Origin of the sequence: Aquibacillus koreensis, from assembly GCF_025154055.1 — a bacterium.
GTDB lineage: Bacteria > Bacillota > Bacilli > Bacillales > Amphibacillaceae > Aquibacillus_C > Aquibacillus_C koreensis.
Genome location: NZ_JAOALK010000031.1, coordinates 18311 through 45026, shown reverse-complemented (window position 1 = coordinate 45026; position 26716 = coordinate 18311). Strand labels below are relative to the sequence as shown.

Below are 26716 nucleotides of genomic sequence, written 5' to 3'. Positions count from 1 at the left end.
CCCTCCCCCTATCTTAATGGAATTCTAATATCAATATGTGTTCCTTCGCCTTTTTTGGACTTTATCGCAAATGTACCTCCGATTTCCTCAGTACGCTCCCTCATTGTCTTTAGCCCATAGGATGTTTTCTTTTGGTGATGATTGTCTAACTCAAATCCTTTACCATTATCAGCAATATGTACGAATAACTCATTATTCCGCTTCACTATATCGAGTGTAACCTCAGTTGCATTCGCATGCCGTAAGATGTTCGATAAAGCTTCTTGTACAATGCGAAATAAGTGTTCCTCTGTAGTCTCATATAAACCCTGTACCTCTTCTAAATGCAGATGGAAATCAATCTGACATTTCTGCTTTAATTCTTCTATTAAATTATGTATTCCTATTTGTAATGGTTCTCCTGAGAGATCTACAGGCCTCAAATGCAACAAAAGTGCACGCATCTCTGTTTGCGCTTTTAGTGCCGTTCCTGACATTTCTTTTACTTGTTCACGCGCTTGTTCTGGATCTCGATCAAATAATCGTAAAGAAGCCTGAGACATCATTGTTAATGCAAACAACTGCTGGCTAACGGCATCATGTAGATCTCGAGCAAGCCTTTGCCTCTCTTCAATCGTAGCAGCTTTATGTGCAGACTTGGCATATTCAGATTTTTCATCAGCTAATCGCTGTAATGACTTTACTTGGCCTTGCATTTTTTCCCCTAGTCCATTTAACTCAGAACCAATTCTCGATATTTCATCATCATCGTTATCATAAACCCTCGATGAATAATTCCCTCGAGCTAGCTGGGCTATTAGGACGGAAAGATAATCTAGTCGATCCTTCATATCCCCACTTGATTTAAATCCAACATAAACGGAAAACAGAAAAGCTAACACTACATATAAACTAATAAAAACAAAAATTCCAGTCGCACTTAACCAAGTCGGTTCAAATAATACAAAAATTGAAAGTAATATCGCGAGTAACGTCACAGTTGTTAAAAATAATGCATAAAAATGAGATTTTATATAAGCATATCGGATCGAATTTAACCGTTTTAACAAATAGATTCCCCCTTACACCTTATCTACTCGGATCGAACCAGCCTTTAAATTCAAATATATATTCAACTTACGCGTTGACTCATCGTAATTTGGTGTTACAAAAGATAATTCACGACTTATTCCCTCCGAAGACTCACCAAACACATGGATGTCACCGGCTTTCACATGTGCTTCTAAAGAGAACTCCAGATTTTCAGGCATAAGAATTCGTATATCTCCTGCCCAACCTTGAATTCTTATTGGTATTTCTTTATCTGGAATAAACGCCTTCGTAAAATCTAAGTGGTAGTCACCTACCGCATTCCAAAGTTCCATCGGTTCAACTTTCCAGTTAGGTGTATTAAATTTATGGTCACCGATGGCAAACTTCTGTTTTTTCCCATGCATTTTTTCGCTATTTTCATGCTCATCTGAATCAAATATAAACTGAAACTTCTTCTTTTTTTTCTTTTTACTTGAAGTTCCTATAATACTAAACCCTATATATACAATCAATAATGGCCAAAGTTTGTACACATCACCGAAAGTGAATGTAATGATCTCAAATCGATCAAGTAATAATAGTCCACCAAAAATGGTGAGAAAGGATCCCGCAGTTAAGCCTCCTTTACCTTTAAATCCATCCCACATCCACTTTAGCCCCAACAGGACAAAGAATGTTGGATAGATATAACTCCATGCTTCGGCAAATTCCCAGTCTACGACACCGACATTCGTCAGCACCAACGCTATTCCCAGGAGAATTATGATGATGGCTATTATATTTCGTACAAAATTGTGTTTCATTATCATTCACCCTTTATTTATACTTATTTTCTATTCGTAATAAATGGATAAAGTCCTCTTTTCAAACTATCAATCTATAGAATAATTTATTATTCTCTTGATTCAACTATTTATTATAACAATAATTGATCCAAAAGGCCCTACAATAATATAATATACGGTATAGGAACACCTACTGAAATTTAAAAAGTAAGACACAAGTAACAAAAATTCTATAACGGCTTCCACAATTTATTGTCTAACTTATATGTAGTATAAATAAAAAAGCGCCGATCTATAACGACCGGCGGAATGGTTTTGTCTCCGTCTTAGGACTGAAATCTTCAATCTTCTGTACACTATTTAACTTTCCAGTTTCCAATTAGATGATAAAGTCCAATCCAACAAAATAAAAACATAATGCCAAACCCAAACCCAGCTAGTACATCAGATAAATAGTGCACATGAATGACATAGCGACTCATACCAATAAGTAGAATTAACGATATCCCAATGATATTAATCCATAAAGCTATTTTTTTGGATTCGGTATATTTAATTAAATAATAAATGCACAAACCATAAGCAATTAGAGCTACCATTGCATGTCCAGATGGGAAGCTATACCCTACCCCTTCTGCTTCCTCAAATATACTTGGTCGTTCCCGATTAACGCTAATCTTTATCCAATGATTTACTCGGTAACCGAGAAGTGTTCCTAACGGTAGCATAACTGCCGCTAACCAATCCCGAGCGTACCACCAAAGAAAAATGGCGAACACTATACTAAATGGTATGAGAAACGTTCCCGAACCTAATTCCGTTATCCACCGAAAAACAGTGAAAACAGTTGTACCATCCAATCCTTCAACCATAGGAGATGACCACCTATCGATCATCGGCATTCCCTCACCTATTACACGTATCAGAAGTAAAACATTTACAACCAATGCAAGTATAAAAAACGATACGTAATAGTAGTATGTTTTCATGATCTGCCTCCTATCTGTTCATCTATTACATATTCACCTTATTAGTTTATGCAAAACAACAAGAAATAAGACAAGCAATACCTAAGGGAAAATTGAATCTCTACTTCATTACGTTTATATTTTTTTCATCAGGGAAGTAGATATTTAGAAGCAAAAAATTAAGAAAGGATGGATGTTCACATGGCAAGCAATGTAAGAAAAATCAAGGATCAAAGTAAATTGGAAGAACTTATTGATGGCTTAAATGAAGATTTAGCAAATGAGTATGCTGCAACGATTATGTATACGTATAATACTTCTGTTGTTTCTGGTTTATATCGACCATTACTAAAACCTTTCTTTGAGAATGAAATAAATGATGAAATTGGACATGCGCTTTATCTGTCCGAAAAGATTAAGACACTAGGTGGCACGCCTACCACAACACCTGCAAAAGTAAACCAGTATAAAGATGCAAAAGATATGTTAGAGGATACAAGAAAAGCAGAAGAAGACACTATTCTTCGTTATGAAAAGCGAAAGCAACAAGCTGAAGAATTAGGTTTAACAGAATTAGTGGTCAAATTAGAGGACATGATTGCAGATGAAACTGGTCATAAAGAAGAAGCAGACAGACTATTAGCAGACTCCAGTTTCTTTAAATAATTCATTAGAGCTTTGTATCATTGATACAAAGCTCTTTTTATTGGTTCTTTGAAAGACTGTTGCTTTTACTAATTTTCTATAAAGTGCGACGTAACTTTACTATCCATCTCTACATATTTGAGTGGTATGAATAAGTTCAGCCAAAATCAACGGAAACTCTATTAACTTACGCGTTAACTTAAGGTACACCCTCTGACGCGTTCGAATGCTTCTCTTTCAAACACGTTAACTCAAGGTTCGCTCTCTGACGCGTTCGAATACATCTCTTTCAAACGTGTTAACTCAAGGTTCGCTCTCTGACGCGTTTGAATATCTCTATTTCAAACGCGATAACTTCATTTTGATAATCAAGAACTACTGCGGATTTTATATCTGTCCGACATTTAATAAGCAACAATGGTTTAGAAACGAGCCTCTTAAATCAATAAAATCTCTACCTCACAATGCTTCATGAAATAGCACGTAACCTTCCTATGTTATAATAGAGTAATAATATCGTAGGGGAGGAACATCATTTTGTGGGCAGACATACTTAAATCCATTGATTCACTTTTTGAAGAAACAGTTGAAATCAGAAGATATTTACACCAATATCCTGAACTATCCTTTCAAGAAGAAAAAACAGCAAAGTTTATTGCAGAGCAATATGAAAAGCTGGATATCCCATATCAGACGAATGTTGGAGGAAATGGTGTTATTGCAACGTTAACAGGTGCAAAACCTGGAAAGACTGTTGGGTTGCGTGCAGATTTTGACGCACTACCAATTCAAGATGAGAAAAATGTTTCCTATAAATCAAAAATAGATGGTGTGATGCACGCTTGTGGTCATGATGCACATACCGCAACACTCTTAACCATAGCTAAAGCATTAAAAGCGTATCAATCAGATTTGAAAGGAACCGTTGTGTTTATCCATCAACATGCAGAGGAATTAGCACCAGGTGGAGCAAAATCAATCGTTGAATCAGGCGCGTTAGATAACCTAGACGCTGTATTTGGCACCCACCTATGGTCCAATACTCCATATGGAACGGTGCAAACATCTCCAAAAGAATTTATGGCAGGCGCAGACCGCTTTTCTATTACGATTCAAGGAAAAGGTGGACATGGCGCAATGCCACAACAAACAAACGATGCCATTGTGATTGGCTCTCAACTTGTCTCTAATTTGCAACACATTATAAGTCGACGTGTTGATCCACTAGACACAGCAGTACTAACAATAGGTACTTTTCAAGCAGGAACAACATTTAATATCATCGCTGACAAAGCTACGATTACAGGAACGGTTCGGACATTCGATCCTAACTTACAAGATCGAATCATTGATGAGATGGAGAAAATCACGAAAGGTACATGCACTAGCTATGATGCTACCTACTCATTTGATTATGAAAAAGGCTATCCACCTGTCGTTAATCACCCTGAACAAGCTGCACTTGTCTTACGAGCAGCAGCTGAAGTGGATGGCGTTCAAAAGGCTGAAGAAGTTCTTCCGAGTATGACTGGTGAAGATTTTTCTTATTACTTATTGAAGAAGCCTGGTGCTTTCTTTTTTACAGGAGCACAAAAAGAAGGACATGTGTATCCACACCACCATCCAAAGTTTGATATCGATGAAAGAGCAATGATAATTGCGGCAAAAACATTAATTAATACGGTAAAACTATACCAAAAGTAAAAAAAGCAGTTCGAGTGAACTGCTTTTTTTATGATTATTCTTTTAGCATTCGTAGACGATACATATTCATCGATGCTTCTCCGAGCTGTTCCAGTAATTTTCTATTTGCAACTGCCCCAACGATCGCTCCAAAACCTGGGATTAACTGAAACATTTTCACAAAATCCAATGAATCCCTATATTCTAATTGGAGTGTCTTCCAATCAATTTCAGCATAATACTCTTTTTGTTGATCCCAATCCATTAATACTTGTAACACTTCTTTTCGATGATCATCACTAGAAAAAGCCAATAGGAAGACATGAAGCAAATACATCCGCTCTTCATACTTCGTTACATCAAATCCATATAGTTGCGCAGCATCAAATAAAAATTTCATTTTGATGCTAAGTAATAAGGGAAAGTCAGCAAGCCCTAACCAAATTCCGCCAGCTCCAGTACCTGCACCTTCGATCATTGCAGTCTTTTTGGCTTGCACTAAACGGATCTTCACCTGTTTTTCACGCTCTTCAAAATTCCAAGCACGATCAACTTTAACAGGGCGAATATATTCTGAGGATGTAAGGGCTAGTTGAATCATCCTCTTTATACTCTCCGTAACAACGGAATGGACTTTATCAGGAATCATATGATTAACCTTTGTTTGAACCTTTTTTGATGTGCGTTGTATAACTGATGACTTTTTTCTCACCGATCGTGAATAACGCTCCGCTTCTTTACGCATCTGTTGTTCATAGGTCAAATTATACACACCAGTGACCTCCTCATGTTAACCGTGGTTTGACATACCCATGCACAAATAAATAACTAAATACAACTCCAGTTATACCCACAGTGATCAATCCTATCATCTGGCCAATCACCAAAAATAAGAACAAAAATGCGACAACTTGAATGAGCATTAACGACATGAGTAAACTTACCAAAGCCTTCTGCCTCGTTTCTGTTGAGACAGGATATAAATCTAACCAGGTAATGGTACGGTGATGCTGCCATAATGTCATTAATTGAAAGGCACTTAAATAAAGAAACAATAATGTGAAAATTACCTTCAACCAAATATTAGGTACATAATAAACCGCTAACCCTCCAATAAAGATCAGACGAAGATACATCCCTAAGTAGTCTCCACTTCGAACTAAGGTAATTCGATATAAATAATCAAAGGACTTGTCCTGGTGAAAAGCAATTCTACTTGTTAAAAACGAAACAAGAACATGACGTTTTTTCACTTGCATCTTCAGGTGAGGAACATCGGTAAACATATTTGCTATCCGATAAAACGTACGCATACGCATGTTATCTTTTTCAATGAGTAAATCCCAAGCAATACCGGGTTGTTGTTTGGACAGGTAGTAATTGTAAACGAATAACAAAAACAAAAGAATTGTTGTAATCCCTGCTAGTAATAACTCTGCTTTCACAAAAAAGTAAAAGGTAACCGCATTTAGTACAAATCGAATGATTTGATCAGTCCATCTACTTTTATAATCTCTTATTTTCAACATCCACCAATTAGCTAACAAATTCCAAAACTTTAAAATAAACAGCACCAAAACAATAAGCAAATATTGGCTTCCAGCTTGATTAGGGTATGATGCAAAATAAAGTGGACCAAGTACTGCAGCTAACAACAATACCAAATAAACTTGAATGATAAAACTATATAGTAATGTAAAGCGAAAATAAGCACTCATTTTATGCTCTGCAGGCAATAAGAATATGATGTCCGGTTCCTTTAGTAAGGTACGAACAGGACTATAGCTAGCGATAAAACCAAATCCAATAGCTATAATGATCGCAGTTGGAAAATTGTCTGGAATTGTTGCCAGCCATTGCTGATAGTAAAAAGCAAGTGCTGATACTATAAATAACATAGCAATAGCTATGTGGCCATTGAAAATATATTTCAAATAACGACTCGTTTCTTTTAAATGGGTAGAAAAGCGCTCCATGAAAAATTGACGTGCATCAAACATAGCTATCTTCTTCCTTTGTTAATTGTACATAGATATCATCCAATGTTGCTCTAGGCATGTTGAACTCATTTTGTAAATCTTTTAATGTTCCTAGTGCTTTTACTTTTCCGTCATGTAAGATGACAAACCGATCACAATACCTTTCTGCTGTAGCTAAAATATGGGTAGACATAAGCACACCCGAACCCTTTTCCTTCATCTCGTTCATCAATTGAAGATAAGATTGAATTCCAAGCGGGTCTAGTCCGACGAATGGCTCGTCCACAATATAAAGTGGTGGTTCTATTAAAAAAGCACACATAATCATTACCTTTTGTCTCATACCTTTTGAAAAATGAACCGGGAACCACTTTAACTTTTTCTCTAATCGAAACTCTTTTAATAATGGGTCTAAACGTTTTTTAAATGTTTGCTCATCAATGTTATAAGCCATAGCTGTTAAACGCAAATGTTCATACAAAGTTAATTCGTCATACAAAAGCGGCATCTCAGGAATATAAGCGAAATTGCCTCTATATGTTTCTGGAGATTGTTGAAACGTTTTTCCCTTTATTTCAACCTTTCCTTTTTTCTGTTGCATAAGCCCTATAATATGCTTAATAGTCGTACTCTTTCCTGCACCATTTAGTCCGATTAATCCAACGATCTCATTGGGATGGACATTGAAAGAAATGCCATGCAGAACGTTTTTTTGCGTATATCCTCCGACTAAATCTTCAATATGTAATAAAGGATCGATTGTAATCCCCTCCTCAAGTCAACTGTTATAGTTAAAATTTTACCATCTAAGCTTATTATTGCCAAAAATTAATCGTATAAAATGATTTCATTTTGTACAGAATACGTAGTGAAGGAGCAAGGATTTACTTTTTCGTCACAATCATGCAAGTGGTAATCCACGAAATGAGGTGTCGGTGAAAGACAAACATCTGAAATAAAAACCACTTCTGTAAATAGAAGTAAAGCAACAACTCTAGACAAATGAGGTGTTGACAGCAGGTTTTTACTTGATTTCTGAATGAATCATTCCCCTGGTTCAATAAGACAAGTGTAGATGAATGACCTTCTCCTTCAGGCAGCGGGTTGTCCCATACAGATGAGTCAATAGACTTAACTGGATCGGGGCTAACCCGCTTGTTTTTTCTTCAGTTTAAAATTTCTTTCCACTTTACATACTACCTTGAATATCATTACAATTATACTAATATATGAATAAAGGAGCGATATCATGAGTAACGACTGTCTATTTTGTAAAATCTCTACAGGTGAAATCCCATCAGCAAAGGTGTACGAAGATGAACATGTTTATGCATTTCTTGATATTAGTCAAGTAACAAAAGGACATACTTTAATTATTCCTAAGCAACATGCAAAAGATATTTACGAGACTCCTGCTGAAGTGGCACAACATTTATTTAGCCGTGTCCCTAAAATTGCTAACGCTATTAAAGAAGCGTATCAGCCAGTAGGATTAAATATATTAAATAATAATGGAGAAGATGCAGGTCAATCTGTATTTCATGTACATATTCATTTAATTCCAAGATACGGTAAAGGTGACGGATTTGGTGCTGTATGGAAGACAAACAATGACCAATACAGTCAAGAGGATTTAGCTAACATTGCAAGTGACATTAATCAAAAAATCAAGTAAAATTAAAAGATTTGCCTCTGTTTACCTATACAGGGGCTTTCTCTCTAATACATCTGGCATTCTAATATTGAAAAAGGTTTTATGTTGCGATATGTTGGGAACTATATGATATGCAATCCATCACAATCCAGTTATACAATCTCACCCAAAAAGAAAGCGTTATCATTTTTATTAAGTTTTTTTTATCTTTTATATGTTTTATACCTACAAAATACGAGAAAATAGTATAATAAGAGTGAAAGGAGTGTAGGCAATGGCGAATGGAAAATCACTATTACTTGGTTTCTTAGTTGGAGGAGCTGTCGGCGCTACTGCAACATTATTTAGTACTCCAAAGTCCGGAAAACAGTTGAGGACTGACTTAAAAGTTAAGAGCGAAGAACTTGCTGGGTTGGTAGATAAAATGAAAGATGAGGGGAAACTGCTAACGGAGCAAATTGCGAATACCTCAAAAGAAGGTGCAGCGTTAATTAAAGAGCTCTCTGCCGATGTAAAAACATCACTGGAATCGTGGAGAAATACAATTGAACCACACCAAAAAAATATTCAAAAACACTTAGCACAGATTGAAGAAAGTTTAAAAGAACTCGAGGAAAAAACAAAGAAATAAAAAGCAAACTCATCACAGACAATGGTCATGTAGACGTTGCTACATGTTGTAGAGTATCTCTACATTTCTTAAGCACCGTAGGACATGGCCCTTAATTCCCCTTCGTCTATAATTTCCGAGTAAAGCATCCTTTGTTAATGCCAACCCTTATTCACAAAAACAATGGAATATGAACGTATAAAAAAAACTATCTTAGGATAAGATCCTAAGATAGTTTTTGTTTTATTCTAAACCTGCAGTCCACTCGTCAACAGTGTCTTGGTTATTTTCTACCCAATTTGCTGCAGCATCTTCAGGTGACGTTCCATTCATAACTTCTAACATAACAGATTCCATATCAGCTGGAGTCCACTCAAAGTTATCTAAAATTTGGTATGCTGCTGGGCTATCTTCTTCAAGTCCTTGGCGTACCATTGTTTCAATCGTTTCTGCTCCACCGAATGACTCTTCAGGATCTTCTAAATATTTCAAGTCATATTCAGCAAATTTCCAGTGCGGTGTCCAACCTGTTACAACGATAGGTTCTTCGTTGCTAATTGCTTCACCAAGAACAGTAGTCATTGCGCCACTAGAAGAAGTTTGTACTTCCCATCCTTCAAGTCCATAGTCTGCAATCGCATCTCTTGAAGCTGCTACAACACCTGAACCATCTTCAATACCAGTGATTTTGTTATCTAAATCGTCAGCAAAGTCTGCAAGATCATCAATTGTAGTTGCTTCCATGTAAGCAGGAACTACTAAACCAATTTTAGCACCTTCTAGGTTAGCTCCAAGTTGTACTACTTCTTCACCAAATTCATTAAACTGCGCTTCGTGTGTGCCAGGTAACCAAGCACCAACCATACCATCAGCCTCATCACTTGCTACAGCTTCCCACATAGCAGCGTTATTTACTGGTGTAACTTCTACATCATACCCTTGTGATGCAAGTACGTTAGCAATAACGTGTGTAGATGCAACCTCTGAATCCCATTCCACGTACACAAGCTCCAATTCTTCATTGCCTAATGCAACACCAGTGTTTTCTTCTGTATTTTCTTCTGTATTTTCTGAACCAGTGTTGTCCGTAGTGCCTTCATTTTCTGTTTCTTCCTCATCGCCACCACAAGCGGCTAGGAATAACGCTAAGATAAGTACGGCTACTAAACCGAAATGTTTCCATTGTAGTTTTAACATAACTAAAAATCTCCCCTTTTCCATTTTTTATCTATGGTTAACTTTTCTACTGAAAAGTTTCCAACAAATTAGTTAACTTGTTTCTTATTTAGGCTCTGTGTAAATCTATCAATAATAATCGCTAAAATTACTATCCCAATCCCGGCAACAAAACCTGGTCCAATTTGTGACCTTTGCAGTGAAGAAAGAACTTCTCTACCTAAACCAGGCGCACCGATCATAGAAGCAATTACAACCATTGAAAGTGAAAGCATTACTGTCTGGTTAATACCTGCCATAATTGTGCTTTTAGCCATTGGCAGCTCTACTTTAAATAACTTTTGTGAGCCGGTTGTACCGAATGCATCAGCTGCTTCAACCAATTCTTTTGACACTTGCCTTATTCCAAGGTTAGTAAAACGTACGGTTGGTGGTGTAGCAAAAATTAATGATGCAAATATACCTGGAACCATTCCAATTCCAAAAAACACAACCGCTGGAATTAAATAAACAAATGCCGGCATGGTCTGCATAAAGTCTAAAATCGGAGTAATTATTGTTTCTGCCGTTTTACTTTTAGACATCAATATTCCAAAAGGAACACCAATAATAACAGATAATAAACTAGAGATTAGAACCAATGAGAATGTTTGCATTAGTTGTTCCCATAGTCCTTGGTTATAAACAAACCATAAGCCAACTATTGAAAATATTGGTAAGCCTATTCGTTTTCCAGTAATAAAGAATGCTAACACTGCAACAAGTAGAATGACTAGAATAGGTGGTAATTCAGCTAGCTTTTCTGCTGTCCAATCCATGAAGTCACCAAATTGGTTTTTAATTGGATCAAATAAAAATGCAAATGTATCTTGTATCCATTCCGTAGCTGACTTTACAGCAGGACCGACTGGTATAGTATCCATAAAATCAAGCATGATCTTCATTCACCTCACTCTCGCCAACAAGACCGGCGATTACTGCACCGCGTACGATAATACCTACTAGTTTCCCTTCATCCACTACTGCTATAGGTACTGGTGAATTATGAATAATCTCAAAGATCTCATGCATCGATGTTTCTCTGGAAACGGTAGGTACATCTGTTTTTAAGATTTGATTTAAATCTCTTACCTCATTTTTACGTGCATCAGATGCATCATCTGCTGTCACGTATCCTTTTAGATTTCTTTTACCATCTGTTACGTAAATACTAGATAGACCTTCTTCTTTCATTCGTTCTAACGCAACACGCGGTCCATGCTTCTCAATGTTTATTGTTTCTGGACGTTTCATAATGTGCTCTGCTGTTAATACTTTAGATCGATCCACATCTTCTACGAAACGTTCTACATAATCATTGGCTGGATTTACGAGTATTTCTTCTGGTGTACCAATTTGTACAATAGATCCATCCTTCATTAAGGCAATACGATCCCCAATTCTGAGTGCTTCGTCTAAGTCATGTGTAATGAAGATAATCGTTTTCTTCATTGTTTCCTGAAGATCAAGTAACTCATCTTGCATATCTTTTCTAATTAATGGATCCAACGCTGAAAATGCTTCATCCATTAAAAGCACCTCTGGATCATTTGCTAGTGCACGTGCTAAACCTACACGTTGCTGCATACCTCCGGAAAGCTGACTTGGATATTGGTGGATATATTCTCCTAATCCAACTAATTCCAAAGACTCCCGCGCTTTTTTGCTTCTTTTTTCTTTATCCATCCCTTGTATTTCTAAGCCGAATTCTGCATTTTCCATAATCGAACGGTGTGGAAATAATGCAAACTTTTGAAATACCATGCTCATTTTCTCACGACGAACACGTCTCAAATCTTCTTTATTCATCGTAGATAAGTTCTCACCATCTACTAGAACACTGCCTTCAGTAGGCTCAATCAATCGATTAAGTAAACGTACCAACGTTGATTTACCGCTTCCCGATAAACCCATGATAACGAAGATCTCCCCTTCTTCTACATCGAAAGAAGAACGATTAACCCCTACTGTACTGCCAGTTTGTTTTAATATTTCTTCTTTGGACTTACCTTGTTCTAATAGTTTTAATGCTTCTTTTGTATTTTTCCCAAATACTTTAGATAAGTCTTTTACACTAATAACCGGCATTACATTCACCTCTCTTATTTCAAATAGTCTATTTTCATATATAAATAGAAAAAACGAGAATTACATACATATTTTGTTGCAATGTAAAACGCAGAACGAACAATCCTTTTATACTATAGCCTGTTTTGTATATAAAGTTCAAACGATAAATACATTTATTTTGGTTTGTATTTTACGTACAGTTTATACTGTACAAAGTTTAAACATGTTTTCCTTTGATTTACTGTGTTTTACTCCTATTTAGACTACAAAAGCCAATTTTCCTTTATTACCGATTTATTGTAACCTTAGAGTACCAACGGTTTTGAGGGAGGTTTATATGTCTGAAAACCAATTAGAAAATATTCATAACCTAATAGTTTCAGAATTTGCAAAAACGGTAGAAATGTTTGATATCTCCCCTTCAGAGGCGCGACTATTTGCTATTTTATACATCGAAGGGACTCCAATGACATTAGACCAAATGAGCGATGCTTTAGGTAAAAGTAAGACAGTTGTAAGTACTGGTATCCGAAACTTGGTAGATCAAAACCTAGTGGAACGAGTTTGGAGAAAAGGGGTAAGAAAAGACTTATACATGGCTGATGCGCATTTGTATAGGAAATTTATGAATACTTACATTCACAAATGGATCGATGCTACTTCCAGGCAAAAACAGTCCCTAAAAGAAATTGAATTAATGTTAAAAGAAGATTTTCACACCAACAGTAACGGAGCAGAAAGTAAGGAAATAGATACTTTATATACGCGTATTAAGGATATGATTACATTTCATCAATCAATTGAACACGCATTTAAAGAAATTAAACCGATCAAACAGTCATGAGTTTTTCGTAAACTGTTGATGATGTTCCATTAAAATCTTCATTAAGGAAGGGGCATACCCTTCCTCTTTTAATGCTTGTAACGTTTTTTCCACGTGTAATTTCTCAGGAAGCAAGCCAACGAATTGAATCAATAATGACTCGAAATTTAAAAGTCCTTCTTCTTTCTGCTCCTTAAAACTTCTATCTAAATCCTCAATTAACACCATAACTTCTTTATATTCCTTTTCTGTTAATTCTTTTACGATAACCATTTTTGAAAATGGATACTTTTTCATGTCACAAATATGTAATAATAGATCAACCTTAAATTGCAAATCTTCATATTTTGCACTCTTGCCCATACAATGTGACCCCTTTAACATATGATTTACTATACACGGTTATGAATTATTGCATTTCATTTAAAATATCTATTGATTTTTCCAGTAAAACATACTATAGTCATTGAAGGATAAAATCCCTAAAGCAACTAATCTACTAACATTGTACTAAAGGGGGAATTGATGATGAACTGCTGGAAAACAGTAAATGTTTACAGAGAAGTTGGCATCAATCGCATATATATTATTTCTTTATTATTAGGACTGTTATCGTTTATTTTTCTTTATATTCCATTCTCCATTGTTCATCAATCAAATGACTTTAAGGACCATGGTCTATTCCCTTTATTGTTTGGGTTAGCATTATTGCCTCTGGTGCATAAACTTATGCACATTGTGCCTCTAATTATTGCAAATAGAAAAGTGAAATTAAAATGGCAGCTAAAAATGGGTATGTTACCTGTATTCTTTCTTTCAACAAAGACAAAAATGTCTAAACAAACATCAATCATAACACTGTTAGCTCCAACTTTATTTATTACGATACCTGGTTTAGTAAGTAGTTATCTTTTTGCTGATTATTTCGCTTATTTTCTTATTTTAACTGCAATCAATATCGGATTGTCGTTTACTGATTATATCTATGTCGCAAAGTTACTCCGTGCCCCAAAGAAATGTATTGTTGAAAATGACGATGATGGGTACGACATCCTAGTAAATTAACATGTATATCAAGATGATAAGTGAAATAAAATATGGTATGATAATAAGCAACATTAGAGAATTACTGCACTCTTTAATAGGGTGCTTATTTTTTTCCATCTTAAACTGTTCAACTTCAATTTTTTTTGATAAAGTAGTTTCATAGGTATAAGGAGGTCATACATGTGACAATTATATTTGTTCCCTTTGCTTTATTGGTTTTGTTTTTGTTCAACTCATTGACGTTAAGACTCTGTTTACAAACCGAGATGGCTAAGGAGAAGCAATCAAATGTCTTTCGGACGATTAATATACTTATTACAATATTACTTATTTCTTCTTATATAGAAGTCTTATACACATAAAGTCATCTTGGTTCAAAAGGATGTCCTTTTGGAAAAACTTTGACGCTTGTTTTAGCATCAATAATGAATAACGAGTGTCAAAGTTTTTCTGACCAATTGTACATAAGCTTCTTCCATAACAAAAAAAGGATGATAAATACAAATTGTATTTATCATCCTTTTTTTATTTTTCCTTTATAATTATAGCCATGCTGCACCTACAATAATTAGCAAGATAAACAACACAACGATTAACGCAAATCCACCAGTGTATGCTGCACCCATGAAAACACCTCCTTACCCTGTTTAATATAGCTTATGCAGTATGCCTTAGTTTTGGATAGGCACCTGACTCAATTTATGTAAAAAGTAAGTAATTTCGGACGATACTATTATTTTTATACAAAAGTGTGTTATATTATTTCATGGGCATGTACAGCCGTAGCCAAAGAACTTAGATTAGGAGTGTTTTAAATAATGAAAAAGCTAGTCATCGCAACATCGATCGCAGCAGGGATTTTAGCACTTTCTGCTTGCTCTGAAGACCCTGAAACAGTTGTAGAAACGGAAGCTGGAGATATTACAAAAGAAGAGTTTTACGAGGAATTAAAGAATTCTAACGGAGAACAAGTATTGCAACAAATGGTATTGACAAAAGTATTAGAAGACAAGTTTGAGGTTTCTGATGCTGAATTAGATGATAAAATCGCAGAATCTAAAGATCAATTCGGCGATCAGTTTGAACTAGTGCTACAACAAAGTGGCTTTAAAGACGAAGATGCATTCCGCGAAGCACTATACATGCAATTATTACAAACCAAAGCAATCACAGATGATGTAGAAGTGTCAGATGAAGAATTACAAGATAAATATGCACGTTACGAAACAGAAGTTCAAGCTAGCCACATTCTTGTAGAAAGTGAAGAAACTGCACAGGAACTAAAGCAAAGATTAGATGAAGGGGAAGACTTTGCAGCCTTAGCTAAAGAGTTTGGAACTGACGGAACAGCTGAACAAGGTGGAGATCTTGGTTATTTCTCTGGTTCACCAGAAACACCATCCATGGTACCTGAATTCGAAGATGCTGCTTATGCTCTAGAAGTTGGAGAAGTAAGTGATCCCGTCCAAACACAAAATGGTTGGCATATCATTAAAGTTACAGACAAGCGTTCTGCTGAAGATGTAGAATCATTGGAAGATATGAAAGAAGAACTACGCACAGAGATAGCTAATAGTAAAGTTGAAGATGCTGATGCGACTGCAAAATTACAACAATTTGTTACAGATGCAAATGTTGACGTTAATGTTGAAGGATTAGAAGATATCTTCAATTTTGAAGAACTTGAAGAAGCAACCGAAGAACCAGCAACTACTGAAGAATAAATAAAAAGGCTTTTCTATCATTAATTATGATAGAAAAGCTTTTTTTTATCCTGATATTTGTTCAGTATTCTTTGGTTGCTTCTTCTGAATTCGCTCTTTTTCAATTCTTTCCATATAGACTTGCCCTTGGCTTTCAATAAACTGTTTTTCCAATCTTCTCTCCGCCACCATTGCTCGAAAGGCCATGTAACCACTAATAAATATAAACAATATAAACATAAATACCCACCATGGGATACCTAATATCAACATATTTATCCCCCTTGTCCACGTTTGCTTTAAATATATGCACAAGCTTTGCTGTTTATGTTTATATTGTTTAATCTTTCTTTGTTAGAACTCACTTCATTCACAAAAAAACCAAAAGTTATCGCGCACTTTACATAAACTCTGTCGTAACTATCTGACCCGCTACTCAAGTGAAATTGGCTCCCTTTCCGCGGAGGAATCACGAAAAATCCCAGAACCCGGATTTTTCTAAGTTCAGATTCCTCTTGCGGGCACGGCCTCAGCTAACTCAGTAGCAAAGAGCGCTCCTGAGTGGATCTTCGGCTCGCGCTGTTCCCGCAGGAGTGTCGCTAATTTAACTTGATTCGCTAGTAACTGCGTCTTGAAAATGAGTGACCTTATTATATAAGCAAAGTTCATGAACACACCTACATGAATAAAATCTATCTTTATATTGTACATAAAAGCCAGTGGAGGAAATACGCGTAGACTCCTGTGGGATCTGCGAGACAGGCGAGACCCTGCAGGAGCAAAGCGACGAAGCGGCTCGGCGCTCGCCCCACGGAAAGCGAAGTGTATTTCCGGAACGGTAGAGCAATATTCCATTTTTAGTTACGACGGAGTTTATATCTACTGCGTCGTAGTTTAGAGTTTAATATGTTCAATTAGGTCGCTGTTGTATTCACCTTTTGTTCCATCTTCTTAAATAACACATAATAGACGTAAGCACTGATTAAAGCTAGGATGCCTAAGGTCATAAATACGATACTATAGGATAAATAGTTTGTTAACACAAGGCTTAAAGGAGCAATTAGTTTACCCACAGTAAATCGCAAGCTAGCTGCAGAGAAGTACTGTCCTCGCATATCTTCAGGTGCCAATTTAGCCACAAAACTCTCCTGAATACCTACAACCATTAATTCACCTAATGTAAATAAAGCCATTGCTAAGAAAAACATCCAGATATTTTGTGTGAAGCCATATAAGGAAATTCCACAAGCATAAAAAATACTAGAAGTTATAAACACTTTACTCTCTTTAAATCTCGTCATCACTCGTGTGATATAAACCGTAAATAGTGCAACCAAAAATCCGTTTTGTGCTAATACAATCGCAAATGCAGTTTCTCCACTTACTGATAAGTGGAATTCACCTAGTTTAAACAAGGTTTGATTATGAATAACTTCACTTGTGTACACTGCAATTAATATATCTAATTGCATAAATGTCTGAGCAACTAAAACCCCAGCAATAATAAAAAGCAGAAAATCTTTATCTTTTGCAATGACCCGATATACACGAAGCTCATTCCATACAGAACGATACCAGGTTTTTTCAGCTTCCTCTATTCTTTCTTTCAAGGTAACTGTTTCTGCTAAGTATTTTTGAAGCACGAAAGTAAGAACTCCTGTCAAAATCGCGCCTGCAAGAAGCATTTCAAACCGATATTGATAGAATATAAAGCTACCTATTATTGGACCAACGACGACTGCTATATTAATAGACGTATAAAACACCGCAAACACCGATGCACGATGTTTTTCTTTAACAACGTCTGCAACCATCGCATGTGATGCTGGCCAATATAGGGCTCCCCATACACCTAACAAAGAAAAAGACACAAACGTAATAATAGGTGAGGTGTACCAAGGAGAATTTGCATAAGCGAATAGAAGAAATGTTAAGCATTGACCAGTCGTTGCAATTACCATCATTCGTTTTCGTCCAAATCAGTCAGCACAATAACCACCTACTAAACTAGCGATAACCGAAAATGCCTGTGAAGCAATTAATAACCAACCTGCTTTATCTTTTCCAAACGACCGTTCAAAAAAAATTGTCATAAATGGAAAATAGGACCAGAACAAGAAGTTCATCGTACCTTCACCAAATAATCTAATCCTTAAATTCCTATCCCAATCTTTCCACTTCATGTTGTTCTCTCCGTTCTAGTTGTCTACCTATTCTTCAAATAATGGTTTATAAAAGGAACGATTATCCATCGCAAACAGACGGTCGGTAAAATCACCTGGCTTGGTTTTTTCTAAAGCCCGGTTCAACATATTCATCTTTGCATCGATAAGATCGATTAAATGTAATAGCTCTGCTTCGCGAACAAGCGGGGGTTTTGGACTTCCCCATTCCGCTTTTCCGTGATGGGAAAGAACCATATGCTGAAGGATTGTTACTTCTTCCCCTTCTATTTCTAGTTCTCTTGCAACTTGTCCAATTTCTTCTACCATCATTGGAATATGTCCGATTAACTTTCCTGCTAACGTATAAGAGGGGGCTGTTACACCAGATAGTTCTTTTAATTTTCCTAAGTCATGAAGAATAACCCCTGCATACAACAAATCAGCATTTATTTCCGGGTACAGTCTCTTAAGTTCTTTGGCGATATTTAACATCGAAACAGTGTGGTAAGCTAAGCCAGATACATATTCATGGTGGTTTTTTACTGCTGCTGGGTAAACCAACAAATCTTCTTGATATCTCTTAATAAAGTAACGTACTATTCGTTGAATATTAGGATTCTTCATTTCAAAAATAATCTCCGTCAATCTACTCATTAATTCTTCTTTTTCAACAGGAGCTTTTTCGATAAAATCCTTAGCATGTACGCCATCCGTTGGTTGAGCAGGTCTAATTGCATGTATTTTCAACTGGGATCTTCCTCGATATTGATTAACCTCCCCGGAAATTTTGACAAGTTGCTCTGATTGGAACAATTCTTCATCCTCAGGTGTTGCTTCCCATAATTTCGCTTCAATTTCACCTGTAACATCCTTAAGAATGAGTGTCAGGAAGGGTTTTCCATTACTTGCAACCCCTTTAGTTGCAGATTTAATTAACATAAAATAATCAAATATTTCCCCTACATTATAAAATCCAATACCTTTTTTCAAATTCTTTCCTCCTCTCGAACTGATACATTTTTCTATTAATTAACCCTTACCACAAAAATCATGTAGTAAGGGCAATACTCTTTATTTTTGATCATCGTGTTTTGGAACAAACTTAAATATTTCACCAGATTCCACCACTTGAATAAATCGCATGAGCCAGCGATAATAATTTTGCGCATAACGCAGCCTTTCAATATCGCGGTCAATTTGCTCTGAAAGGTGTTGATCCTTTGTATCACACTTGATTGACTCTAGTTCCTGGATGGCTTCTTCCGCTTCTTCAATGTTTGTTTCTGTGTGATGTCTCCACCTATTACCAAATAAGGATGTAAAAGACTTATACCAATCCTCTTCCGATTTATATAGATCTTTTCTTACACCTTTTTTATAGGCTGGCTCGACCATCTTCATTTCTGATAGCGATCGCACCCCTGTAGACATACTTGTTTTACTCATTTCTAAAGCATCGCGCATATCATCTAATGTCATCGGTCCATCACTAAAATACAAAGCACCATATAATCTGCCTACAGAAGGGGTTATTCCATATAGGTTCATGTTTTTTGCTATAACTTGTACAAACTTTTCAATAATTTCTTCATAGTCTGTCCATTCTTGCGTCCTTTCCTTATTAGGCAATGCCAATACCTCCAACTACCACTCTATTTTAGAATAGGTTCTATCCCAAATTATTCGTTACTCTCTTAGGTTAATTAATTTCCTAAGTATTTTATCATTATTATAACAATAATGCGAACGAATGGTAGAATGATTATATGTTCTCAATCATTACTTTCTTATTGTTTACTAAAGTGTGAAGTGAATCGTCACATGTAAATAATAATACTTGTTGATTTTCTGATACTTCAAGTAACACCTCAAGCATTTGCTTACGTCTATCTTTATCAAAATGGACGAACGCATCATCCATAAAAAACGGCATCTTGTTTTTCTTACTGGTTATTTCACTTAAAGCAATTCGAAGTGAGATGTATAGTTGATCCTTTGTTCCTTGAGAAAGTTCATCAACTTGAAATCTAATTCCCATACGATTTTCCACTTGTAATCCATTGCCATCTACCGGAGGATAAACCTTCCTATATTCCTGATCAGTTAACATAGCAAAATACATGGTGGTCTGGTCCATTATCTTCGGCAAAAAGTTTTGCTGGTACATCTTCTTTGCATGCATTAATTTTTCCTTAGCTACTTGATATACCGCCCATTGTTTTGCAATCTTATATAATTCCTCACGTTTGGTGTGATAATGATGTTTCATGATGGAGAAATCCTCTGCATTTTCCATATGATTTATTAACGACTTCACATCCGAAAGTTGTTGACGGCTTTCTTCCAATTCACTGAAGATTTGTTCTACTTCTTCCTTTGCCTGTTTGAAGTTTGCCTCTATTTCCCATTGATCAATTTGTCCTTTCTCTTGCAATAATTGTAGTAGTAATTGATCAAAGATATGTGATAATTGCTGGGAGTAATCTTGGATTTTTTGCTCTAACTCAACCTTTTCTTTATATCTCTTTCCTTTTATCAAATAACTTTCTTCATCTGTTACATCCGCTAATTGCCACAACTGATTCATTTCATCTTGATAAGGTTTCAACTTATTTTGCAACATCTCTATTTGTGATTGAATTTGATCTAACCATTCTTCATGCTGTTGCAACTTATTTTGCAAGTTCAATTGACGCTCATAGACGTTTTTCATATTATCCAGTTTATTTTGGATATCTATATCCGGTTCGAAAATTAATCCATCTGTTAGCGTTACATCAATTTCTTTTTCAAATGCTTCTATCTCAATAGACGTTCTTTCTATGTCTTTTGTATAGGTAGTAATCTTTTCTGACAACGATACACATTTTTTTAAATGATGATAAAGGATTGACCAATAATCAACAGTTATGCTTTTTAAAAAAGGGTATTGTTTCTTTTGCTCGTCTATCCTTCTTTCTAACTGTATATCTTTTTGGTCAAAAAAGCTTTTTCTTTCTTCTAATTTCAACCTACTGATTTGCAACTGATTCCATTGATGCTCTATCTGCTCTATTTGCTGATAGAGCTTTTCTTGTTTTTGTATGGTTTCTTCTATTTCCCGCATTTCCCTTTCATCAAAAGCATTGGCTGTTCCCTCTACTTGTTTGGTATGGAGTAAAAGTGCTTCTATGGAACGAGCAGAACGATCCGTCACCATTTTTTGTACAATAACAAAAAGAATTGTAATCACACTAAACAGATGCACATAGGGAATAGATAAAAAGATAGCAATAATCGAAACAATTACACTAAGTGCGATTCCAATAATAAAAAGACGTGTCGCACTTTTTGACTTACGTTTATATAAACTCATTAATTTCTTTGATTGATTATGTTGAAGTTGGTCAGCTTCTCGTATGCTCTCTGCTTTGGCAAATTGCTTGAGTCTATTTCGTTGTTCCTCTATTCGCTCCGAGTCTATGGCCTGCTCCTTAAGCAGACTCTTTTTTCCTTCTAGTAAAGCCATTTGTTCATCAATCATAGCTAAATCTGCATTTATCTTTTCTGTTTCAGATTGTATTTGCATAGATTCATCCTTTAATTCATTCCATAAGTCCTCAATATGAAACGGAAAAAATATATCAGATACATCGTCTACACTTAAATTAATTTCTAGCTTCTTTAGCTCATGTAACAACTCATTATGTAGCTGCTGTTTCTCCTGTCTTTTATATTGTTGTTCATCTCTTAACCGCTGATAATCTGGAAGCTTATTTACCATTGTTTTTAGATCATCTATGGTATCAGATGATAACAATTGTGCGTGAACCTTTTCTATCTCTTGTCTGGTATTCGTTCTATTTCCCTCTACAATAGTCATTTCACTTTTTATTGGTAACATTTGATCTTTTACATGTTGATACCGTTGCAAGCCGTTTTCTGGAAAGGTTAATTCGCTTGGATATTGTTTTGCCTGTTGCAGCAAGTCATATAACTTTTGTACTTGCGGATATGCGTGAAGTTGTTTCTCCAGCTTATCACGGTGAACAGTTGCTTGATTCCAATTATCCGTTAACTCCTGAATACGGTTGGAAAGTTCCTCCATTGTTAAAAGCTTTTCGTTAAAGGTCTTTTCTTTTTCTTCCAACATTTTTAGTTTTTCATGAATCGTTTCTACCTCTACAAGAATTTTATTCATAACCGGCTTTTTGCCTTGTGGTTTAAATATCTGGCTTATTTCCTGATTAAGCCACTTTTCCGACTCGTATATTTGTTCCGTTCCCGTCATTCCAACACCTAATAACACATTACCTAATTCTTCTGACTTTATTTGTCTTATATGATGTAATTCATTCGAGTCAAAAGAAAAGATGGATGAAAACGTCTGCCTATTCATTCCATTTAATTGTGTCTTTAACCATTCCTCATCATACACCTGTCCCTCTCTCAGATAACAGGTTGCTTCTCCATTATTCCGGTCGTGTAACCGTTCAATTGTACAATCACCGACTTCTGGAAGGGTAATGGTTAACCTTCCACCCATCTGGCCACCTGTTTTTGGCATATAATATAAACGTTGCTTCGGTTGTAACCCAAATAACATAAATAAGAAAAATTTACGAAGTGTTGTTTTACCAGATTCATTTCTCCCAGAAACAAATATAAACGGGTGATGATCTGAGAAGTGTATTTCTGCATCTTTCCATTTGCCAAACCCATATATATATGCATGTTTTATTCTCATAGGTTTCAATCCTTTATTAGCTGATAGATTAATAAGTCTTCCGCTAATTGCTTAATTTCAGCTTTTTCTTCCTCACTAAAAGGCTCTATATATTTCCTAGCTTGTCTATGATGAAACAATGAATCTAGGTCCTCATAGAGTGTTTCGTCTGCTTCAAAGCATTGCAATAGCTCATCAAAGAATGGTTGGTTTTCCCTCAACGCCTTTTTGTCTATTTTCATTACCTGTTTCACTTTAATATCTTGAATAATGACCCATGGACTATACTTTGCAAATTCTTCATTTATAAAATCCTTTAATTCATCGATATATCCGGAACGTAACCATTGTTCCATTTGATCTGTATTACTTGTTACATGTAATCGAACAACACATTTCCCATATTGCTTTCTTAATTCTTCCATTTGTTTTTCAAGAATCGATTCTATCTCTTGGGGATGCTCACAGTCATCCAATTTCAAATCCATCTCTTCAAATCGAATAGCTTGAAGTGGACAAAATTCTAACTCCGCTTGTTGTTTTGTTAATTCGACATAGTAACAGCCCTTTTCTCCTGATTCTTTGATCGATCTACCTTGTGTGTTTCCGGGATAGACAACCATTGGTGTTTCCTTTAATACCTCACGCTTATGAATGTGTCCAAGCGCCCAATAATCATAGCCACTATGTGTGAGATCACTTAGTTGAAAAGGAGCGTACACGTCATGTTCAGAATTTGTATGTACACTTCCATGTAGCATTGCAATATGGTAAGGTGTATCTCCTGTTGCCTTAAATTCATTTGCTTTGTTATCGATCACCGCACGTTGTTCATAACTAAACCCAGCTATATCAACTAAAGGTGCCCCATGCTTATAATATGTAAATGTACTTATTTTCTCGGAAGGAAATACGTGCACATTTTTAGGATACTCATAATTGAATAGTCGACCACTAATATGATCATGATTCCCATACGAAATGTAGACTGCAATGTTATAATGGTTAAGTTTTTCAAAGGCTTTCGTAAGCCTTGATTGCGCTTTTATACTCTGTTGGTCTTGATCAAAAAGGTCCCCAACCATTAAAATAAAATCTACTTCTTTACGAATTGCAAGATCTACTATTTTATCTAATACTTGGAACGTACTTTCTCTCATATCATTCCATTGCTTCTCATCAACATTACTTAATCCTTTAAAAGGACTATCAATATGTAAATCAGCACAATGAATAAAGGAAACTTTATTACTCATTTTAAAATTCCTTTCCTTTTATATTAGTACTTGGTTATAGTTTAGCAGATTAGAAAAACGAATGCACGTTCGATTATATGCTATTATTTATAGCATATAAAACGTAAATAGCACGAATCACAAAGCGTTGTGATTCGTGCTACAGGTTTCACTTATATTACCTCAGTTGTTTGTCACTCTTTCTTTGATAACTGTAAGGCTTTCTTAAAGTCCTTGAGTGAAGTAGAGCGTCCATACATCAATACTCCGCCTTTATAGACTCTAGCACCTAGTACAGCTAGAATAGAGATAGTAACTACCATAATGATAATACTTAATCCAACTTCCCAAAATGGAACGTCTAACATCCCTACTCGAAGGAACATTAACAATGGTGTAAAGAATGGGATAAAGGATGTAATTTTCACAAAGCTAGTTTCTGGTGCATTTAAGCCAAACATCGCAATCATAAATGCAATTATAATTAGGAAAATCACTGGCATCATCAGCTGCTGCACATCTTCAATTCTGCTTACTAGTGAACCAAGCATTGCAGATAATGTAGCGTATAGCAGGTATCCTAATATGAAAAATACAATCGCATAGATGAATGTTGAAACTGGTATGTCTTCCAGTCCAAAGTAATCAAAGAAACCACCAACCATTTCATCTTTCTTCTGCTGAATTAATACGTAGCCTACAATTACAATCAAACCAAATTGTGTAAGTCCTAGTAAAGCAATACCTAGAATCTTTGCAAACATTTGACTTACTGGCGAAGAACTTGAAATTAAGATCTCCATTACTCTTGATGTCTTCTCATTGGCAATATCCATTGCTGTCATATTGCCATAGGTAAGCACAGCAAAATACAATAAGAACAAGATCACATAAACAAGGCCTCGCGCACTATTTAAGTCTTCTTCTGACTTCTGTGGACCATCATCGCCTTCGCCTTGAATCATTACTGTTTCAAAAGCTATTGGCGCATAAATTTGTTCAATTGTAGCCTGGTCAATTCCGGCTGCGTTAGTTGCCATCGCTATTTTAATTTGTTGCATGCTATTTTCCAACTGATTAGCCAACCCTGAAGCAGATACTTGATTCGAATGATAGCTTGCTGCAGGCATGTCATCTTCCATTGTAATATGAAGGGCAGCATTAAATGTACCTGCGGATACTTCTTCCTTTGCTTCTTCAACTGTTCCTTCATAATTAGTTAATTCAATATCACTATCCGTACTCTCCAAATTAGCTACTAATGAATCGAAAATAGTACCTGTGTCATCGATCACGGCTACGCGATCCGCTTCATCCTCACCTGCAAACAATTCCATAATACTCTGAACATTTGCTAATCCAATGATGAATAATAGAATAAGTGCCGTTGTGATCATATATGATTTTGTTTTAAAACGACTCCAATACGTATGAGAAAGTACAATCCAAAACTTATTGTTCATAAGATTCACCTGCTTTTTCAATAAATATATCATTTAGTGAAGGCTCTTCTAATTCAAATCTTCTTATAAATCCTTTACCTTGTATAGCTGTCAAAATATCCTGAGATTTTTCTTCACTTTCAATCTGCAATTTACATCCTTCTGGAAAATCCTTAAATCCAACGACACCAGGTAAATCCTTTAGGAAGTTCAAATCAAAATCTGCATGTATGAATAAGTTCTTTTTACCAAAGGAACGTTTAATTTCTTTTAACGCACCATGCACAACAGGCTTTCCGCGTTGCATAATACACAAATGTTCACATAGCTCTTCGACATGCTCCATTCTATGTGAAGAAAAGACAATAGACGTGCCCTCATTCTTTAAATCCACTACCGCCTGTTTTAACATTTCAACATTCACTGGATCTAAGCCAGAAAAAGGTTCATCCAAGATCAGAAGCTTTGGCTTATGTATGACTGCTGAAATAAATTGGATCTTTTGTTGATTCCCTTTTGATAACTCTTCTACTTTTTTATCAAAGTAATCCTCTACTTTAAATCGTTCTAACCATTTTTTTAACTCTTGTAAAATATCATTCTTTTTCATACCTCGTAACCTTCCGAGGTACACAATTTGATCACTAACTTTTAATTTAGGATATAATCCTCTTTCCTCTGGTAAATAACCGATGTAATTACTTTTACTGTAATCAACCGGCTCATTATTCCATGAAATATCTCCACTTGATTCATCTAACAGACCTAATATCATTCTAAAAGTAGTCGTTTTCCCAGCACCGTTAGCACCTAGAAATCCAAAAATTTGTTGTTCAGGAATTTCTATTGATAATTGGTCGACTGCTGTAAAGCTTCCAAATTTCTTCGTAACATTAGTTAACTTTAATGTCATTGCTAATTCCCCTCCTTATACTGTATCTACGATAACTTTTGT

General features: G+C 35.8%; 28 protein-coding genes and 1 pseudogene. 8 read left to right on the top strand and 21 right to left on the bottom strand.

The window, feature by feature from the left end:
- Positions 1-8 precede the first annotated feature (8 nt).
- The 3 genes from NYQ66_RS07325 to NYQ66_RS07315 all read right to left on the bottom strand — a co-directional run bounded on the left by NYQ66_RS07325 (position 9) and on the right by NYQ66_RS07315 (position 2806).
- Positions 9-1049 carry a sensor histidine kinase gene (locus NYQ66_RS07325; protein ID WP_259868380.1) on the bottom strand — a complete coding sequence of 347 codons (1041 nt, stop codon included), beginning with the start codon at positions 1047-1049 and terminating at the stop codon, positions 9-11.
- A 12-nt stretch (positions 1050-1061) separates the two neighbouring features.
- On the bottom strand, positions 1062-1835 hold the full coding sequence (gene liaF / locus NYQ66_RS07320) for a cell wall-active antibiotics response protein LiaF (protein WP_259868378.1): 774 nt from the start codon (positions 1833-1835) through the stop codon (positions 1062-1064).
- 338 nt (positions 1836-2173) lie between these two features.
- Positions 2174-2806 carry a phosphatase PAP2 family protein gene (locus NYQ66_RS07315; RefSeq protein WP_259868376.1) on the bottom strand — a complete coding sequence of 211 codons (633 nt, stop codon included), beginning with the start codon at positions 2804-2806 and terminating at the stop codon, positions 2174-2176.
- 180 nt (positions 2807-2986) lie between these two features.
- Here NYQ66_RS07315 and NYQ66_RS07310 point away from each other — a divergent pair, with 180 nt between their 5' ends.
- Together NYQ66_RS07310 and NYQ66_RS07305 are read left to right on the top strand one after the other, a co-directional pair.
- Positions 2987-3451: a ferritin-like domain-containing protein gene (locus NYQ66_RS07310; protein ID WP_259868374.1), complete on the top strand. Its 465-nt coding sequence runs from the start codon at positions 2987-2989 to the stop codon at positions 3449-3451.
- Positions 3452-3967: 516 nt separating this feature from the next.
- The gene (locus NYQ66_RS07305) at positions 3968-5134 is read left to right on the top strand and encodes a M20 family metallopeptidase (protein ID WP_259868373.1); all 1167 of its coding nucleotides are present in this window, start codon (positions 3968-3970) and stop codon (positions 5132-5134) included.
- Between the two features lie 34 nt (positions 5135-5168).
- Here NYQ66_RS07305 and NYQ66_RS07300 read toward each other — a convergent pair whose 3' ends face one another.
- From NYQ66_RS07300 to NYQ66_RS07290, 3 genes are read right to left on the bottom strand one after another with little or no spacing between them, the layout of a single operon-like run.
- A complete protein-coding gene (locus tag NYQ66_RS07300) occupies positions 5169-5858 on the bottom strand; it encodes an EcsC family protein (protein ID WP_259868647.1) in 690 nt (229 codons plus the stop codon).
- Positions 5859-5898: 40 nt separating this feature from the next.
- A complete protein-coding gene (locus NYQ66_RS07295; protein WP_259868372.1) occupies positions 5899-7113 on the bottom strand; it encodes an ABC transporter permease in 1215 nt (404 codons plus the stop codon).
- Positions 7106-7852 (bottom strand): ABC transporter ATP-binding protein, encoded by a 747-nt coding sequence (locus NYQ66_RS07290; protein WP_259868646.1) that lies wholly within the window; start codon positions 7850-7852, stop codon positions 7106-7108. Before NYQ66_RS07290 ends, NYQ66_RS07295 begins: the two co-directional genes overlap by 8 nt.
- A gap of 489 nt (positions 7853-8341) precedes the next feature.
- Between NYQ66_RS07290 and NYQ66_RS07285 the strand changes: the two genes are divergently transcribed.
- Positions 8342-8767, top strand: coding sequence for an HIT family protein (locus NYQ66_RS07285; RefSeq protein ID WP_259868370.1), 426 nt, complete (start codon positions 8342-8344; stop codon positions 8765-8767).
- A 253-nt stretch (positions 8768-9020) separates the two neighbouring features.
- Positions 9021-9377, top strand: a complete 357-nt coding sequence (locus NYQ66_RS07280) for a YtxH domain-containing protein (RefSeq protein ID WP_259868367.1) — start codon at positions 9021-9023, stop codon at positions 9375-9377.
- A 222-nt stretch (positions 9378-9599) separates the two neighbouring features.
- Here the strand turns inward: NYQ66_RS07280 and NYQ66_RS07275 are convergent, their stop codons facing one another.
- The 3 genes from NYQ66_RS07275 to NYQ66_RS07265 all read right to left on the bottom strand — a co-directional run bounded on the left by NYQ66_RS07275 (position 9600) and on the right by NYQ66_RS07265 (position 12659).
- A complete protein-coding gene (locus NYQ66_RS07275) occupies positions 9600-10553 on the bottom strand; it encodes a glycine betaine ABC transporter substrate-binding protein (RefSeq protein ID WP_259868365.1) in 954 nt (317 codons plus the stop codon).
- Positions 10554-10621: 68 nt separating this feature from the next.
- Complete coding sequence (locus NYQ66_RS07270) at positions 10622-11467, bottom strand: ABC transporter permease (RefSeq protein WP_259868363.1); 846 nt, start codon at positions 11465-11467, stop codon at positions 10622-10624.
- Entirely contained in the window at positions 11460-12659 is a 1200-nt protein-coding gene (locus NYQ66_RS07265) for a quaternary amine ABC transporter ATP-binding protein (protein WP_259868361.1), read from the bottom strand. The genes NYQ66_RS07270 and NYQ66_RS07265 overlap by 8 nt, the downstream gene beginning before the upstream one ends.
- A gap of 319 nt (positions 12660-12978) precedes the next feature.
- Here NYQ66_RS07265 and NYQ66_RS07260 point away from each other — a divergent pair, with 319 nt between their 5' ends.
- Positions 12979-13485 (top strand): GbsR/MarR family transcriptional regulator, encoded by a 507-nt coding sequence (locus NYQ66_RS07260; protein WP_259868359.1) that lies wholly within the window; start codon positions 12979-12981, stop codon positions 13483-13485.
- Here the strand turns inward: NYQ66_RS07260 and NYQ66_RS07255 are convergent.
- On the bottom strand, positions 13480-13827 hold the full coding sequence (locus tag NYQ66_RS07255; protein WP_259868355.1) for a YhaI family protein: 348 nt from the start codon (positions 13825-13827) through the stop codon (positions 13480-13482). The two genes, NYQ66_RS07260 and NYQ66_RS07255, sit on opposite strands and share 6 nt — an antisense overlap.
- 165 nt (positions 13828-13992) lie before the next feature.
- Here NYQ66_RS07255 and NYQ66_RS07250 point away from each other — a divergent pair, with 165 nt between their 5' ends.
- Together NYQ66_RS07250 and NYQ66_RS07245 are read left to right on the top strand one after the other, a co-directional pair.
- Positions 13993-14529 carry a DUF3267 domain-containing protein gene (locus NYQ66_RS07250; RefSeq protein WP_259868353.1) on the top strand — a complete coding sequence of 179 codons (537 nt, stop codon included), beginning with the start codon at positions 13993-13995 and terminating at the stop codon, positions 14527-14529.
- 164 nt (positions 14530-14693) lie between these two features.
- Complete coding sequence (locus NYQ66_RS07245; protein WP_259868351.1) at positions 14694-14873, top strand: hypothetical protein; 180 nt, start codon at positions 14694-14696, stop codon at positions 14871-14873.
- 180 nt (positions 14874-15053) lie between these two features.
- Here NYQ66_RS07245 and NYQ66_RS07240 read toward each other — a convergent pair whose 3' ends face one another.
- Positions 15054-15137 carry a YjcZ family sporulation protein gene (locus tag NYQ66_RS07240; RefSeq protein ID WP_259868645.1) on the bottom strand — a complete coding sequence of 28 codons (84 nt, stop codon included), beginning with the start codon at positions 15135-15137 and terminating at the stop codon, positions 15054-15056.
- 192 nt (positions 15138-15329) lie between these two features.
- Between NYQ66_RS07240 and NYQ66_RS07235 the strand changes: the two genes are divergently transcribed.
- Complete coding sequence (locus NYQ66_RS07235; RefSeq protein WP_259868349.1) at positions 15330-16235, top strand: peptidylprolyl isomerase; 906 nt, start codon at positions 15330-15332, stop codon at positions 16233-16235.
- A gap of 45 nt (positions 16236-16280) precedes the next feature.
- Here NYQ66_RS07235 and NYQ66_RS07230 read toward each other — a convergent pair whose 3' ends face one another.
- The 10 genes and pseudogenes from NYQ66_RS07230 to NYQ66_RS07195 all read right to left on the bottom strand — a co-directional run bounded on the left by NYQ66_RS07230 (position 16281) and on the right by NYQ66_RS07195 (position 26674).
- Positions 16281-16487 (bottom strand): sporulation YhaL family protein, encoded by a 207-nt coding sequence (locus NYQ66_RS07230; RefSeq protein ID WP_311202008.1) that lies wholly within the window; start codon positions 16485-16487, stop codon positions 16281-16283.
- A gap of 641 nt (positions 16488-17128) precedes the next feature.
- Positions 17129-17662 carry an MFS transporter gene (locus tag NYQ66_RS21430; protein WP_311202011.1) on the bottom strand — a complete coding sequence of 178 codons (534 nt, stop codon included), beginning with the start codon at positions 17660-17662 and terminating at the stop codon, positions 17129-17131.
- Positions 17651-18181, bottom strand: a pseudogene (locus tag NYQ66_RS21425) (MFS transporter); the annotation flags it as partial. The pseudogene NYQ66_RS21425 and the gene NYQ66_RS21430, both read right to left, overlap by 12 nt.
- A gap of 12 nt (positions 18182-18193) precedes the next feature.
- Complete coding sequence (locus NYQ66_RS21420; protein ID WP_311202007.1) at positions 18194-18397, bottom strand: hypothetical protein; 204 nt, start codon at positions 18395-18397, stop codon at positions 18194-18196.
- Positions 18398-18424: 27 nt separating this feature from the next.
- Positions 18425-19369 (bottom strand): 3'-5' exoribonuclease YhaM, encoded by a 945-nt coding sequence (yhaM, locus tag NYQ66_RS07220; RefSeq protein WP_259868347.1) that lies wholly within the window; start codon positions 19367-19369, stop codon positions 18425-18427.
- Positions 19370-19450: 81 nt separating this feature from the next.
- Positions 19451-20008, bottom strand: a complete 558-nt coding sequence (locus tag NYQ66_RS07215; RefSeq protein WP_259868344.1) for a GbsR/MarR family transcriptional regulator — start codon at positions 20006-20008, stop codon at positions 19451-19453.
- A gap of 133 nt (positions 20009-20141) precedes the next feature.
- Positions 20142-23105, bottom strand: coding sequence for an ATP-binding protein (locus tag NYQ66_RS07210; RefSeq protein WP_259868342.1), 2964 nt, complete (start codon positions 23103-23105; stop codon positions 20142-20144).
- A 5-nt stretch (positions 23106-23110) separates the two neighbouring features.
- Positions 23111-24340 carry a metallophosphoesterase family protein gene (locus NYQ66_RS07205; protein ID WP_259868340.1) on the bottom strand — a complete coding sequence of 410 codons (1230 nt, stop codon included), beginning with the start codon at positions 24338-24340 and terminating at the stop codon, positions 23111-23113.
- Positions 24341-24513: 173 nt separating this feature from the next.
- The gene (locus NYQ66_RS07200; protein WP_259868338.1) at positions 24514-25782 is read right to left on the bottom strand and encodes an ABC transporter permease; all 1269 of its coding nucleotides are present in this window, start codon (positions 25780-25782) and stop codon (positions 24514-24516) included.
- Positions 25772-26674 (bottom strand): ABC transporter ATP-binding protein, encoded by a 903-nt coding sequence (locus NYQ66_RS07195; protein WP_259868335.1) that lies wholly within the window; start codon positions 26672-26674, stop codon positions 25772-25774. The genes NYQ66_RS07200 and NYQ66_RS07195 overlap by 11 nt, the downstream gene beginning before the upstream one ends.
- Between the last annotated feature and the right edge of the window lie 42 nt (positions 26675-26716).